9 protein-coding genes are annotated in these 14,075 nt (G+C 71.3%); 8 read left to right on the top strand and 1 reads right to left on the bottom strand.

Annotated elements, in window-relative coordinates; genetic code table 11:
• Window positions 1-53: 53 nt before the first annotated feature.
• Entirely contained in the window at window positions 54-4,019 is a 3,966-nt protein-coding gene (eccCa, locus tag AMK24_RS05780; protein WP_073765748.1) for a type VII secretion protein EccCa, read from the bottom strand.
• A gap of 564 nt (window positions 4,020-4,583) precedes the next feature.
• On the opposite strand from eccCa, the gene eccD reads away from it, so the two are divergent.
• The 8 genes from eccD (at window position 4,584) to AMK24_RS05740 (ending at window position 14,054) form a co-directional block, all read left to right on the top strand.
• Window positions 4,584-5,984, top strand: a complete 1,401-nt coding sequence (gene eccD, locus AMK24_RS05775; protein WP_073765746.1) for a type VII secretion integral membrane protein EccD — start codon at window positions 4,584-4,586, stop codon at window positions 5,982-5,984.
• Between the two features lie 21 nt (window positions 5,985-6,005).
• Window positions 6,006-7,442: a type VII secretion protein EccB gene (eccB, locus tag AMK24_RS05770; protein ID WP_073765744.1), complete on the top strand. Its 1,437-nt coding sequence runs from the start codon at window positions 6,006-6,008 to the stop codon at window positions 7,440-7,442.
• 413 nt (window positions 7,443-7,855) lie between these two features.
• Window positions 7,856-8,212 carry a hypothetical protein gene (locus AMK24_RS05765; protein WP_073765742.1) on the top strand — a complete coding sequence of 119 codons (357 nt, stop codon included), beginning with the start codon at window positions 7,856-7,858 and terminating at the stop codon, window positions 8,210-8,212.
• Between the two features lie 88 nt (window positions 8,213-8,300).
• A complete protein-coding gene (locus AMK24_RS05760; protein ID WP_073765740.1) occupies window positions 8,301-8,630 on the top strand; it encodes a WXG100 family type VII secretion target in 330 nt (109 codons plus the stop codon).
• Window positions 8,631-8,807: 177 nt separating this feature from the next.
• On the top strand, window positions 8,808-9,311 hold the full coding sequence (locus tag AMK24_RS05755; protein ID WP_073765738.1) for a type VII secretion system-associated protein: 504 nt from the start codon (window positions 8,808-8,810) through the stop codon (window positions 9,309-9,311).
• Window positions 9,312-9,407: 96 nt separating this feature from the next.
• A complete protein-coding gene (locus tag AMK24_RS35135) occupies window positions 9,408-12,998 on the top strand; it encodes an AAWKG family protein (protein WP_073765736.1) in 3,591 nt (1,196 codons plus the stop codon).
• Window positions 12,999-13,142: 144 nt separating this feature from the next.
• Entirely contained in the window at window positions 13,143-13,577 is a 435-nt protein-coding gene (locus AMK24_RS05745; RefSeq protein ID WP_242434983.1) for a YbaB/EbfC family nucleoid-associated protein, read from the top strand.
• Window positions 13,578-13,688: 111 nt separating this feature from the next.
• Window positions 13,689-14,054, top strand: coding sequence for a hypothetical protein (locus tag AMK24_RS05740; protein ID WP_073765734.1), 366 nt, complete (start codon window positions 13,689-13,691; stop codon window positions 14,052-14,054).
• The last annotated feature ends 21 nt before the right edge of the window (window positions 14,055-14,075 follow it).

The raw sequence follows: 14,075 nt of genomic DNA, 5'->3' as shown, positions 1-14,075 counted from the left end.
GGGCGCGGCCCCCCCGGCCCGGCCGGGGCGCCGGGAACGCCCCGGTCCGGCGCTCAGGACCCGTCGTCCTCCAGCACGGCCGTCTGCACCTGGATCTGCTTGCGGCGCGTCACCCGCGTGCCTCGGCCCGGCGGCAGGTTGCGGCCCTTGACGCTGCCCAGGATGAAGCCCTCCGACGGCGGGCACGACAGCAGCAGCGTCGGGGTGTTGACCTCCTGCATGCGCCGCAGCACGGGTTCCCCCAGGCCGCGGCCCGCACCGGCGGCCGAGCGGGCGACGACCATGTGCAGGCCGACCTCGTAGCCGAGCGCGAGATGGTTCAGCAGCGGGTCGAACGGCGCGTTCATCGCACTGGTGCCGAGCATGTCGTAGTCGTCCACCAGGATGAACAGCCGGGGACCGTCCCACCAGTCGCACGTCCGCATCCGGGCCGGAGTGATCTCCGGGCCCGGCACGCGGGCCGCGACCGCCCGCGCGGCGCCGCCGATCAGCTCCTTCAGGGCGTCCATGGACACCGCGTGCCCGAGCCGGTAGGAGTCCGGGATGGCCTCCACCAGGGCGCGGCGGTAGTCCACGACCATGATCCGCGCCTCGGCCGGGGTGTACCGGTCCATGATCGCCTTGGCCGTCATCCGGAGCATGTTGGTCTTGCCGCTCTCGGTGTCCCCGACCACGATCATGTGGGGGGTCTCGGAGAAGTCGTGCCACACCGTCGACAGACGCTCCTCCTCCAGACCGATGGGCATCTTGAAGTCACCCTTGGGAGCCGGGAGTTCCGACAGCTTGAGCCGGGTCGGCAGCATCCGCACCGGCGGCGCGGGCGGGCCCTGCCAGCTCTCCCGCACCGCCGCCACCAGGCCGGCCACCCCATCGGAGAGGTCGTCGGCGGACTCGACGCCGTCGATGCGCGGCAGCGCGGTGAGGTAGTGCAGCTTGGCGTCCCGGGTCAGGCCGCGCCCCGGCAGCCGGGGCACGGTCGCGGCGCGCCGGTTGTCGATCTCGGAGTCCATCGGGTCGCCCATCCGCAACTCCAGGTGGGTCGCGGCCTGGTCCCGGATCGCGGAGGTCACCTCCACCCAGCGGGCGGTGGTGACGATCAGGTGGATGCCGTAGTTCAGACCGCGCGCGGCGATCGCCCCGAACGTCTGGATGTACCGGTCGAAGTCCTGGCGCACCGTGGACCAGCCGTCGATCACCAGGAACACGTCGCCGTGCCGGTGCTCGGGGAACTCCCCGGCGGCCAGGCGGCGGCGGAACGTCGCCATGGAGTCGATGCCGTGGTCCAGGAAGAACCGCTCGCGCTCCGCCAGCAGGGCGGTGACCTCGGAGATCGTACGGCCCACCCGCTCGGCGTCCAGCCGCGCCGCGACTCCGCTGACGTGCGGCAGGCCGGCCAGGGCGGCGAGCGTGCCGCCGCCGAAGTCGAGGCAGTAGAACTGGACTTCGCGGGGGGTGTGGGTGAGCGCCAGCGCGGTGATGATCGTCCGGACCATGGTGCTCTTGCCGCTCTGCGGGCCGCCCGCGATGGCGATGTGCCCGCCCGCGCCCGAGAGGTCGACGGTCAGCAGGTCGCGGAGCTGGTCGAAGGGGCGGTCGATGATGCCGAGAGGGACGGTGAGCCGCCCGCGGTGGGCCGCGTCGGTCGTCAGCCCGTACTCGGGGTGCGGGGTGAGCGGCGGCAGCACCTGGTCGAGCGTGGCGGGGAGGTCCAGCGGCGGCAGCCACACCTGGTGGGCGGGGGGACCGGCGGTCAGCAGCCGCTCCACGGCGACCGAGAGCAGGGTGTCACCGGTCTCCTCCTGCTGCTCGGGCTCGGGCTCCGGCGCGTCGGGGAGCTGACGCGGTACGACGTACGCGCTGGTCCACGGCACGGTCTGGCTGGCCACCCGCGCCTGGTCGGCGCTGCCGCGGCGCTGCTGGTACGGGCCGGAGACGTAGGCGGCGCGGAACCGGGTCAGCGCCTCCACACCCGACTTGAGGAAGCCGCTGCCGGGCGCCGAGGGCAACTGGTAGGCGTCGGGCACGCCGAGCACGCCGCGGCTCTCCATCGCGGAGAACGTGCGCAGACCGATCCGGTAGGAGAGGTGGCTCTCCAACTGGTGCATACGGCCCTCGTCCAGCCGCTGCGAGGCGAGGAGCAGGTGCACCCCGAGGGACCGGCCGAGGCGGCCGATCATCACGAACAGCTCCATGAACTCGCGGTGGGCCGCCAGCAGTTCGCTGAACTCGTCGACGACGACGAACAGGCTGGGCAGCGGCTCCAGCGGCACGCCCGAGGCGCGGGCCTTCTCGTAGTCCAGCGCGGAGGTGTAGTTGCCCGCCGAACGCAGCAGCTCCTGACGCCGCATCAGCTCTCCGTGCAGGGCGTCCTGCATGCGCCCGACCAGCGCGGCCTCGCCCGCCAGGTTGGTGATGACGGCGGAGGTGTGGGGAAGTTCGTCGAGACCCAGGAAGGTGGCGCCGCCCTTGAAGTCGACCAGGACGAAGTTGAGCGTCTCCGAGGAGTTGGTCAGGGCGAGCGAGAGGACCAGGGTCCGCAGCAGCTCGCTCTTGCCGGAACCGGTGGCGCCGATCAGCATCCCGTGCGGACCGGTGCCGCCCTGGGCGGACTCCTTGATGTCCAGCTCGACCGGCTCGCCGTCCGCGCCCACCGCGATCGGCACCTTCAGCCGGTTGGGCCCGGTGTGCTGCTGCCACAGCGTGTTCGGGTCGTGGCGGTGCAGGTCGGGGATGCCCAGCAGCGTGGTGAGCTCCACATTGCTGGACAGCGGTTCGGAGGAGTCCGACGCCGAGCCCAGACCCATGCGGTAGGGGGCGAGCCGCCGGGCCAGCGCCAACGCACCGGTCGGCCCGAGGCCGTCGGGCCGGCCGAGCCGGGTGATCTGCTCCTTGCGCTCGCGGTCGGTGCGCACCAGGCCGAGCCCGTCCTCGTCGACTGTGAAGCGCAGCGTGATGCGGCCGGGCCGCCAGGAGAGCGCGCCGCTCAGGTCCAGGACGACCGTGTTGCGGAAGCCGGGGCCGTCCAGGCGGTGGCCCGCGGGGACGACCCCTCCGTCCACGACGATCACCGTGAACGGCTCCTCGCGTCCGGGCACCGCGTCCGGGTCGAACTGCGGACGCTCCATGAACTCGGCCCCCAGGAGGTTCTCCAGCTCGCCCCACGCGGAGACGGTCATCCGGGTCGGGCCCGCGCCGTCGGTGTCGTGCGGATGGAGGCTGTGGGGGAGCCATTTCGTCCACTCCCAGTCCGCGCGCCGCTCGTCGGAGACGCACAGCGCGATCCACACGTCGTCCGGCGAGTGGAACGTGGCCACCTGGGCCACCAGCGCCCGCGCCAGGGAACGTATCCGCTCCTCGTCGCCCTGGAACAGCACCCGCGCCCACGCCCGCAGGTAGATCGCGATGGGCTGGTCCGGCACCGTGGAGTAGGCGCGGATGAAGCTGCGCAACGCGTGGGCGCTGAGCGGCTCCAGGTCCTCCACCGGGTTCGTCGAGGTCGAGGTCAGCTTCAGGCCGAGCTTCTGCTCGCCCACGGCCATGCGGATCTCGCCGAAGTCCTCGTCCCGCGGACGCCGCTCCCACAGCCGGGTGGTCCCGGTCATCGACCACAGCGCGGCGGGCTCGGGGTGCCGCCAGGCCAGGGCCAGTTGCTGGTCCACGACCGCACCGCGCACCTTGCGCCGGATCTGGGTGAGGTAGCGCAGGTAGTCCCTGCGCTCGCCCTTGAGCTTCTGCTTGCGCTCCGCCGCCCGGCGCATGAACTGGCCGATGAACATCGCGGCGGCGCCGAGGACCATCAGCCCCAGGGCTATGTAGATGAACCCCCCGGAACCCCGGGTCATGCCGGGCCGCATGAACATGAACATCATGGAGACCGACATCAGCGCCATGGGCAGGTACGTCCACACCGCGGAGGTGTCGGGCACCGTCTCCGGGAGGATCGGCGGTTCCTGGAGATTCAGCTCCCCGTCGGGCATCTCCGGACCCCGGCGTCGGGCCGGGCGGCGGAACAGGATCACGCTCAAGGAACCGTCTCCTTCGGGGACAACAAGAGGGGAGGGCGGGCGGAACGGCGCAGACGCCGACGCCGGACACGCCGTCCGCCGCCGACCGGAGCCGGGACGCGGACGGGCCCTCGCCGTGCACGCACCCTACGCCGCGCTCCGGACGGGCCCGAAGGCCCGCCCGGCACGTCCGCGCCGGACGGCCGCGGGCGCCGGACCGCCGTGTCACAGTTCTGCTACAGCGCCGCTCCGAAGCCATGCCGCACGGGCTTTTCCCGCGACGGAACAACGCGTGCCGAACCGCTTCCGCGGCCGAAACCGCGCATACCGAACCGCCCTTCGTGCCGAACGGTCCACCACGCCGCAATTCACCGGCCGCGGACGGAAGTTTCGTATTCCGTGGCGTGGGCCACGTGGCCCAGACTAGGCCGCTGATATTACGATCGCCGTATCGGTCGTCAACAACCTTCACCGCCAATCGGTTTGGCAACCCCGCCGAAGCAGGTTGTCCACCGGACCGCCGCCCCTTGTTCCCCCCGCCCGTTCTCAGCAGTAACCGGAGAAGCGTGAGCCATCCCGATGACTGACACTCAGGTGGCCGAGCTGTGCCGTCTGACGGTACGAGCTCCTGCCAGGAGCATCGATCTCGCCGTGCCCGCCGACGTCCCCGTGGCGGACCTGCTGCCCGCCGTGCTGGGCTACGCGGGCGACAACCTCGAAGAAGCCGGCATCGACCACGGCGGCTGGGTGCTCCAGCGGCTCGGCGGCGAACCCCTGGACGAGGAACTCACCCTCGACTCGTACGGCCTGCGCGACGGCGACACCCTCTACCTCCGGCCACGCGCCGAGGCCCTGCCCGAGGTGCACCTCGACGACCTGGTCGACGGCATCGCCACCACGATGCGCGACCACCCCTTCGGCTGGACCCCCAAGGTGAGCCGCCGGGTGCTGCTCGGCATCGTTGTCGCGGTGCTCGTCGGCGGCGTCCTCGTGATCGCCTGGCCCGGCGGATCGCCGCTGTCCCGGTCCGTCTTCGCCACCGCCGCCGGCCTCCTCCTGCTCGCGGGCGCCGGCGCGGCGAGCCGTGCGGTCGGCGACGCGGGCGCCGGAGCCGCGCTCGGCTTCATGGTCGGGCCCTACCTGGCACTGGCCGGCTGGCTGCTGCCCGGCGGAACGCTCGGCGGGCCGCACGCCTACGAGACGCTGGGGGCGCGGCTGCTCGCCTCCAGCGCGGCGATGGCCGGCGGCGCGGTGCTCGCGCTCGCCGTCGTGGCCTCGTTCGCCGCGCTCTTCCTCAGCGTCGCCGTCGTCTCGCTGTTCGCCGCCGTCGCCGCCGTCCTGCTCCTGACCACGGACCTGGCGCCGGTGCACGCCGCCGGTATCCTCGCCGTCCTCGCGGTGGTCCTGGGGGCGTTCGTCCCCTCCCTGGCGTTCCGGATGTCCGGGATGCGGATGCCCCCGCTGCCGACCAACGCCCAGCAGTTGCAGGAGGGCATCGAGCCGCACGCCGCCTCCGCGGTCTCGGCCCGCGCCGTCCTCGCCGACGGCTGGATGACGTCGCTCTACGGAGCGGTGGGCCTGGTCGGCGCCGCGTGCGTGGTCGTCCTGGCCCGGGAGCGCGAACTCGCCGAGATCATCATGACGGTGGCGCTGTGCCTGCTGCTCGTCCTGCACGCCCGGGGCCTCGGCAACATCTGGCAGCGCATGGCCCTGGTGGTCCCGGGGGTGCTGGGGCTGCTCCTGCTGGTGCTGGTCGCCACCCCCGTCGCGACCCCGGGCAACCGCCTGGTCACGGCCGCGGGCCTGCTCGCGACGGCGGCGGCGGTCGCCATCGCCGCCTGGACCGTGCCCGGGCGCCGGCTCGTCCCGTACTGGGGCCGCGCGGGCGAACTGCTCCACTCGGCCCTGGCGATCGCCGTGCTCCCGCTCGCCCTGTGGGTGCTCGGCGTGTACGGCGCCCTGCGGTCCATCAACGGCTGACCGAAAGGGAGACCCGCTGCCGTGCAGTCCAAACGCGACCAGGTCCAGGCCCACATGTTCGTCATGGGCCGGCTGACCTCCGGCCTGCTCCGGGCCGACCCCGACGCCCCGGAGAGCCCGCAGGGCCGGACCAACCGGGGCGTGGTGATCGGCGTCGTGATCGCCGTCCTGCTGTCCGCCGGCTCCTTCGTCCTCGGCCTCCTCAAGCCCGGCGCCAAGGACTCCTGGCGGGCGGCCGGAACCCTCGTCGTGAACAAGGACACCGGATCGCGCTACCTCTACCTGGAGGGGCGGCTGCGCCCGGTGCGCAACTACGCCTCGGCGCGGCTGCTCGCGGGCGCCGACATGAAGGCGGTCACGGTCGGCTCCACGTCCCTGAGCGGCACCCCGCACGGGTCGCCCATCGGCATCAGCGGCGCCCCGGACGCCCTGCCCGGGAGCGCGGATCTGGACACGGGCCCCTGGCAGGTCTGTTCGGGCAGCGGGACCGGCAGGACCGCCACCACCGTCGCGGTGGGCCTGCCCGCGGACGCCACCGGGCTGCCCACCGACCAGGCCATGCTGGTCAGGGGACCGGACAAGGCCGACTACCTGGTCTGGCGCGGCAGCAAGCTGCTGCTCGACACCGGCGCCCGCGCCCGCGAAGCCCTCGGCTACGGCTCCACACCGCGACTCCCCGTCTCCGCCGCCTTCCTGAACGCCCTGCCCACCGGACCCGATCTGAGCCCGCCGCACGTCCCCGGCAAGGGCGGGAAGGGGCCCTCGCTGGGCGGCGCGGAGTCCCGTATCGGCCAGGTCTTCCGGGTCACCGTCCCGGGCTCCTCCGACCGCTACTACCTGCTGCGCAAGGAGGGGCTGAGCCCGCTGACGGCGACCGGTGCCGCGCTGGTGCTCGGCGACCCGGAGACCCGCGAGAAGGTGTACGGGGGAAACGCGGCGAACGTCGTGACCCTGGGCGCGGACGCGCTGAGCGGCCGGCTGGCCCCCGGCGCGGAGGAGGCAGACCTGCCCCCGGAGCCGCCGGAGGCGGTGGCCCTCGGGGAGGACCGCACCGTGTGCATCCGCGTCCAGCCGACCGAGCGCGGACCGCGCATCAGCGTGGCGCTGACCGGGACGGGCGCCCTGGGACCCGCCGCGCAGGCCCCGCCCGAGGGCCTCACCCCGGCCTGCATGCCGGTCGGCACGATCACCGTGCGGCCGGGCGGCGGGGCCCTGGTGCGCGCGCTCGGGGCGAGCGGGAGCACGGTCGGCACCACCGTCTACCTGGTGACCGACACGGGGATGAAGTACCGGGTCACCACCGCCGAGGGGCTCGCCGCCCTCGGCTACGACGAGGGCCGGGCGCGAGGGCTGCCGGCGCCGCTGCTGGCCATGCTGCCGACCGGGCCGGACCTCAGCGAGGAGGCCGCCGCCCTGGGCCGGAACACGAACACGGCCCCCCGCTGCACGCGGTCCTGAGCAACCGCCGGAAGGTTGTACCGGAGGAGGTGAATTTCTTGTGGCTCTGCTGATAAACGCCCGTGCCGTGACAACGGCAGGCGGCGATCCGCCGTCTTCTTGCCCGAATGGTTCCGTCAATACCGTGCCGTGGGGCGGGCGTTGCCCGTTCGGGCACGGGGAAACGGATTCATTCGGAATGTGATTCCGCAAGGGGTCTACCTCAGATCCAGATCAAATCTCCTTCGCGAATCACCCCAAAAGCGGGGCCGGGGCCGAGAAGATGACGCAAGCCATTGAATCGTCAACACCCTTTTCCTTAGGCTCCGTTCGTCCAGACCACGCGGACGCCGGTCCTCCGGCCGCGTCCGGCCAGGCACCGCGCCACGCGGGACCGGATCCCGGCGGCGCGACACATCAGGAGGCGCAGCAACATGGCAGGTACGGGCACACAGCAGTCACTGGCGTCAGCCACTCAGAACGGTGTCACCGCGCTGGAGATGGCCTTCACCGGCGTGCAGAACAGCCGTCAGGACGTGGAGAACATGAAGCACAACCTCGCCTCCGGCTACGCCGGCAGCGACGGTGGCGCGTTCCAGAAGCTGCTCGACCGGTGGGACCAGCAGGCGGAGATCATCTCCAGCAACCTCCGCGACATGATCACCACGCTGGAGGAGACCATGCGCGCGCAGGGCATCCAGCAGAACAACTCGAACGACGCGATCCAGCAGGCGTTCAACCGCTCCGAGGAGGTCTTCAACGCGCTCGCCGGCTCCACCGCGGGCCGCTGACCACCCCTTCGGCGCCCGGAGCCCTGACCGGTGACCGGACCCCGCACGCCCCTGTCCCTGACGCACCTGCCGCGAGACGAGGAAGACCATGACCCCCCCGCTTGACTTCACCGACGGCCAGATCTACGTCGACTACTCCCACATGGAGAACGCCGCCGACGACATGGTCCAGCAGACCAAGGCCATCGACAGCATCCTCACCAACCTGGAAGCCGAGCTCCAGGAGCTCCAGCGCAGCTGGGAAGGTGAGGACAAGGCGGTGTACACCGAGAAGCAGGCGGCCTGGAACAACGCCGTCGAGGAGATGAAGCGCATCCTCGCCGAGCACTCGGCCCTGCTGAACGACGTCTCGGGCAGCTACCAGTACAGCGAGAACTCCCTGAAGTCGCTCTGGGAGAGCGTACGCATCGGCGGCTGACCACGGGCGGCACGCCCCCGGTCCGGCAGTGGGCGGCCGTCCGCGCGCGACCTCCGCGCGATCGGCCGCCCGCTCCCGCCGGGCCGGTGCGCCGCCCCGCGCGCCCGGCGGACAGCCGGCAGCCGGGCGCCGGCCCCGTGGGCACACGGACACCTCGGACGACAGGAGAAGTGCGACATGGCGGAAGCACCCCCGCTCAATCTCAACAAGGCGTGGCTGCAGAACTTCCTCGACGACGACGTCAAACCGTTCCTCGCCGCGGTCAAGAAGATGCGGGACGACGGCACCACGTCCGACGGGGTGACCGTGCCCGGGATCCCCACGCTGCAGGGCGGCACCGACGGCTCCAAGACCGCGGCCGGCTTCCACGACGGACAGGCCACGCCGCTCGCGATCGGGACGATGGCGGCCGACGAGAAGGGCCGCACCAACGGCGGCTACCTGGTCAAGTGCCTGAACGAGATGGTCGACCAGCTCGACGACATCCTCAAACTCCAGGTCGACCTCTTCGAGCAGATCGAGGAGGACCTGGAGGACACGATCGAGAAGCTGTTCAAGACCCAGGACGGCAACCTGGAGAAGATCGACGGCAAGGACATGATCGACTTCTTCGAAGGCGTGGACGAGGTGCTCTCCGAATCCTCCGGCGGAGGCTCCGACGGCGACGAGGACGACGACTAGCCACCGCCACCGCCGCCGGCCGGGCCGCCGGCCGGCACCCCGCACCCCGTCCTTCTGTCCCCCTGTCCGTCTCCTCCGACGAAAAGGCATCCCGGCATGGCGCTCGACTCCAGCAAGGTCACCGAAGACCTCGGCGGTTCCAACGACCAGTGGGCCGAGGCGGTCGGCTTCTTCACGGGATTCATGGCGCCGAAGCGGGACGACCTGTTCGACGCGCTCGTCGGCAACGAGGGCATCCCCCTGATGAAGGTGGAGATCTCCGACGTCGGCTACGTCGACTACGTCGACACCGAGGACCTGAACTGGCTCTACGAGAACGCCGGTTCCGACATCAACAACACCGACTTCGTCATCCCCTTCTACCACGCCAAGGGCGGCGCGGGCTCCGACGTGTCGATGTACAAGGCGCGCATCACGCTGCTCGGCAGCAAGGGCGACGGCCGGGTGCCGAGCCAGGGGTACCAGGAGGGCGGGAAGTTCTCCAGCACCATCGACGGCCACCTCGGGATGGACGGCAAGCCGACCTGGGACACCACGCCGACCGCGCGCTACGCCTACGGCACCGGGCTCGCCCTGGAGGAACTGCTCAACAACGAGAAGGAAGGTACCCACGGGTTCAGCTGGAACGCGTCGCCCGTGAAGGACCCCGACTCGGTGACCCTCGCCAACTTCGACGTGGTGGCCGGGGCGTTCGACCGCGTCGCCGAGTTCTTCTCGGCCCAGCAGAAGATCGTGGAGGAATGGCAGAGGAGGGTCGGGACGGAGAAGGACAAGGCGTGGCGGGGCAAGGCCGCCGGTGTCTTCTGGGACCTGATCAACAAGATCAACGAGCAGTACACGGACTACGCCGACGACATGAAGCCCGGCGGGGGCGGCACGGTCGGATCGAAGCAGGGCGACGAGATCCGGCAGGCGAAGAAGGACTTCCGGGCCGCGGTGTCGGAGCTCCACAGCGTGTGGATGAAGTGGCAGTGGCAGTACGGGAATCCGCTCACGGTGCTGCACACGCTGCTGTCGGCGGTCATGAAGTACGTGTGGGACAACAACATCACGAAGATCACGTACGAGATCGAGACCTACGGGACGTACGGCGGCGGCTACAGCAGCTACACGAACTACATCTCGGAGGAGCACTTCAGCAACCAGGCCGCCATCGACGAGATCACGGGCAAGGGCGACATGGCCCTGACCGTCGCGGCGGAGGAGTTCGGTGAGCTCAAGGAGCTCGACACCTGGGTGAAGATCGGCAACAAGGCCCTCCTCATGTGGAAGCAGACCGTCGAGGACCACCTCGACACCGCTGCGGTCACGGCCATGACGAAGGTCCGCGACAGCTGGAGCAACAGCAAGTTCGAGCTGGGGTCCGTGAAGTCCCGGGGGACCAGCAGCACCCTGGAGTCCGACTACAAGGAGGAGAAGGCCGAACTCGCCGAGGAGAAGGCGGCCGCCGACGCCGCCGCGGCCAAGGCCGCCGCCGAGGAGGCCGCCCGGAAGCAGGCCGAGTTCATCCAGTGGCAGAAGGACCAGGCCGCCAAGGCCGAGGCGGAACGGAAGAAGGAGAAGGAGGAGGCCGAGCGCAAGGCGGCCGAGGCCAAGGCGGAGGCCGAGCGCAAGGAGAAGGAAGCCAAGGCGGAGGCCGAGCGCAAGGAGGCCGAGGCCAAGGCCGAGGCGGAGCGCAAGGAGAAGGAGGCGGAGGCCAAGGCGGCGGCCAAGGAGGCCGAGCAGGAGGCCAAGCAGGAGGCCAAGGAGAAGGAGGCGGAGGCCAAGGCGGCCGAAGCGGAGGCGAAGGCGGAGGCCAAGGAGGCGGAGGCCAAGGCCGAGCAGGAGGCCAAGGAGAAGGAGGCGGAGCAGAAGCAGGCCGAACAGGAGGCCAAGCAGGAGCGGCTCCGGGCTGAGCAGGAGGCCAAGCAGGAGCAGGTCCGCAAGGAGCAGGAGGCCAAGCAGGCCGAGGCCCAGGCCCGTGCGGAGAACATGCAGTTCATGCAGATGAATCAGGCCAGGACCCAGCAGGAGGAGGCGAAGAAGGAGCAGGAGGCGAAGGAGGCCGAGGCCAGGGCCGAGCAGGAGGCCAAGGAGGCCGAGGCCAAGGCCGAACAGGAGGCGAAGGAGCGGGAGGCCGAGCAGAAGCAGGCCGAACAGGAGGCCAAGCAGGAGGCGAAGGAGGCCGAGGCCAAGGCCGAACAGGCCGCCAAGGAGAAGGAAGCGGAGCAGAAGCAGGCCGAGGCCGAGGCGAAGGCGGACCGCATCCGCACCGAGCAGGAGGACCGCCAGGAGCAGCAGCAGGCCGAGCAGGAGAAGAAGCAGGCCGAGGCCGAGGCGAAGGCCGAGCAGAAGCAGGCGGAGCAGGAGGCGAAGCAGGAGGCGAAGGAGGCGGAGGCCAGGGCCGAGCAGGAGGCCAGGCAGAAGGAGGCCGAGCAGAAGCAGGCCGAGGCCGAGGCCAAGGCGGACCGCATCCGCGAGGAGCAGGAGGCCAAGCAGGACCGGCTCCGCGAGGAACAGGAAGCCAAGCAGAACGAGGTCCGGGCCGAGCAGGAGGCCAGGCAGAAGGAAGCCGAGGCCAAGCAGGAGGAAGTCCGGGCCGAACAGGAGCGCAAGCAGGCCGAGGCGGAGGCCAGGTTCGACAGCTCCCGGCGCGACCTCTTCGGCGGGGGCGAGTTCCCCGATCTGTCGTCCACCCCCATCACCGGTCCCGTCAACGACGGCCCCCTCGAACTCCCCGGCGGCGGCGAGTCGCGGATCGACGCGGACGGCCGGGTGATCACCGAGTACCCGGACGGCTCCAAGGTCACCATCGACCCGAACACCCACTCCTCGACCGTCACCCGGCCCGACGGCTCCGTCATCTCCGGCCCGCTCAACACCGGGGACCTGCTGACCAACCCCGGCGGCAGCGTCACGCACCTGGACCCCGGCGGCAACGTGGTCACGGAGTTCCCGGACGGCTCCACCCAGACCATCAACCCGGACACCGGCACCACCACCGTCACCCGGCCCGACGGCTCCACCGTCTCCGGGTACCTGGACGAGTCCGGACCGTCCCGCTTCGACTCCGGGCGGCTCAACCCCGGCTCCCTCGACCTCGGTTCGCTCGGCGGCGGACTGCCCGGACACACGCCTCCCTCGTACGACCCCGCCTCCTACGAGGAGGAACTGTTCGACGACAGGCCGTACGAGTCGCCCCTGGCGGGCAACGGGGCCTCCGGCGGGTCGGGCGCCCCGAGCCACAACCGCCCGTTCCTGAACAGCGGGCCGTTCCCCGGCCCCGGCGGCTCCCCGGGCGACGGCGGCGGCAGCGGCGCGCCGATGGGCGGAGCCCCGATGGGCGGGGGCATGGGCGGCGGTATGGGCGGCGGTATGGGCGGGGGCGGAGGCCAGTCGGACTCCGGCGAGCGCGTCCGCAACGTCATCGACGGAACGGTGTCCAGGAACCGCCGCGGGCGGCCCGGCGCCGGTGTTCCCGGCCCGGGCGGCCGGTACGCCGACGACGAGGTGCGGGTGGCCGCCGGAGGCCCCACCGCCGGCAGCTCCCCCTTCCTCCCGCCGATGGCCGGCGCCCCGGGCGGGGGCGGCGCGCCCGGCCAGACCGCGACCCAGAGCGGCGAGCGCACCCGCGACTCCTGGGTGCCGGAGGACGAGGACGTCTGGGGCACCGACGAAGGGGGCGCGCCGGCGGTGATCGGACGCTGAGGGCCGCCCAACGGTCACGGCCGGCGCCCGAACGGGCCGGGGGAGAGACAGCGGAGCCGCTCCGGAACCGTTCGGGCGCGGGGGAGTTCGTAGCACGCACACGCGTACGACAGAATGGTGTACGCGCAGGTGGAAGGGCGACTGTTGAGCGACTCGATGGAGAAGAAGTTGGCCGCGGCCATGGCCGAACTCACGGCTGTGCAGGAGGCCGTGGCGCGCGCCGAGGGCGAACTGGGACAGTCGTCGGCGACGGTCAGGTCCCGGGACCGCGCCGTGGAGGTGACGGTCGGCCCGCAGGGCGAACTGACGGCGCTGAAGTTCCCGGACAACCGGCACCGGTCCATGACGGGCCCTCAACTCGCCGCCTCGATCCTGGAGGCGGTGCAGGAGGGCCGTTCGGAGATGGCCCGCAAGGTGATGGACGTCTTCGAGCCGCTCACGCGGACCACCGGCCGGGCGACGGGCATCAGAGGCGTGGACATCGACTGGGACCGGGCCTTCGGCTCGGCCCTCGACGACCCGCACGGCGGCGGGAGGCGCTCGTCGGCCCGACTGCACGACGAGATCCACGAGGACTGACGTACACCGCGCCGCCAGGACGTACACCGCGGCGCCGGTGACCGAACCGCAGCAGCAGGACGTGCACCCCGGGACCGGGGCGTGCACCGCAGGACGACGAGGGAGGTATTCATGGCCACAGGCAAGTTCATCGCGAACCCCGGTCGTGTGCGCGAGGGCGGCGAGAGGATGGAGGAGCTGCCCCTGATGGCGGAGAAGATCGCCGACAACTTCATCTCCGACATGCAGAACTACCGGGGCTGGGCGGGGTACACCGACGAGTTCGCCCAGACGGTGCGGCCCAAGTACGACGCCAACAACCAGGCGTGCCTGGACCTGATCAGGGCGGTCAGCGGCGCGTTCTGGGGGCTGCGGCAGGCGGTCCTGGCCAACGGGCGGCACATCGAGGGCGTGTCGAACTACGCGCGCGACGAGATCGGCCGGCAGATGTCGAGCCTCGACGGGCCCGGCGACTCCTCCGAGGGCGGCCGGCACTAAGTGGAGGAGATCGACTTTCCG

This window comes from Streptomyces sp. CB02366, assembly GCF_001905905.1.
Lineage (GTDB): Bacteria > Actinomycetota > Actinomycetes > Streptomycetales > Streptomycetaceae > Streptomyces.
This window is presented reverse-complemented; position numbering and strand designations above follow the sequence as displayed.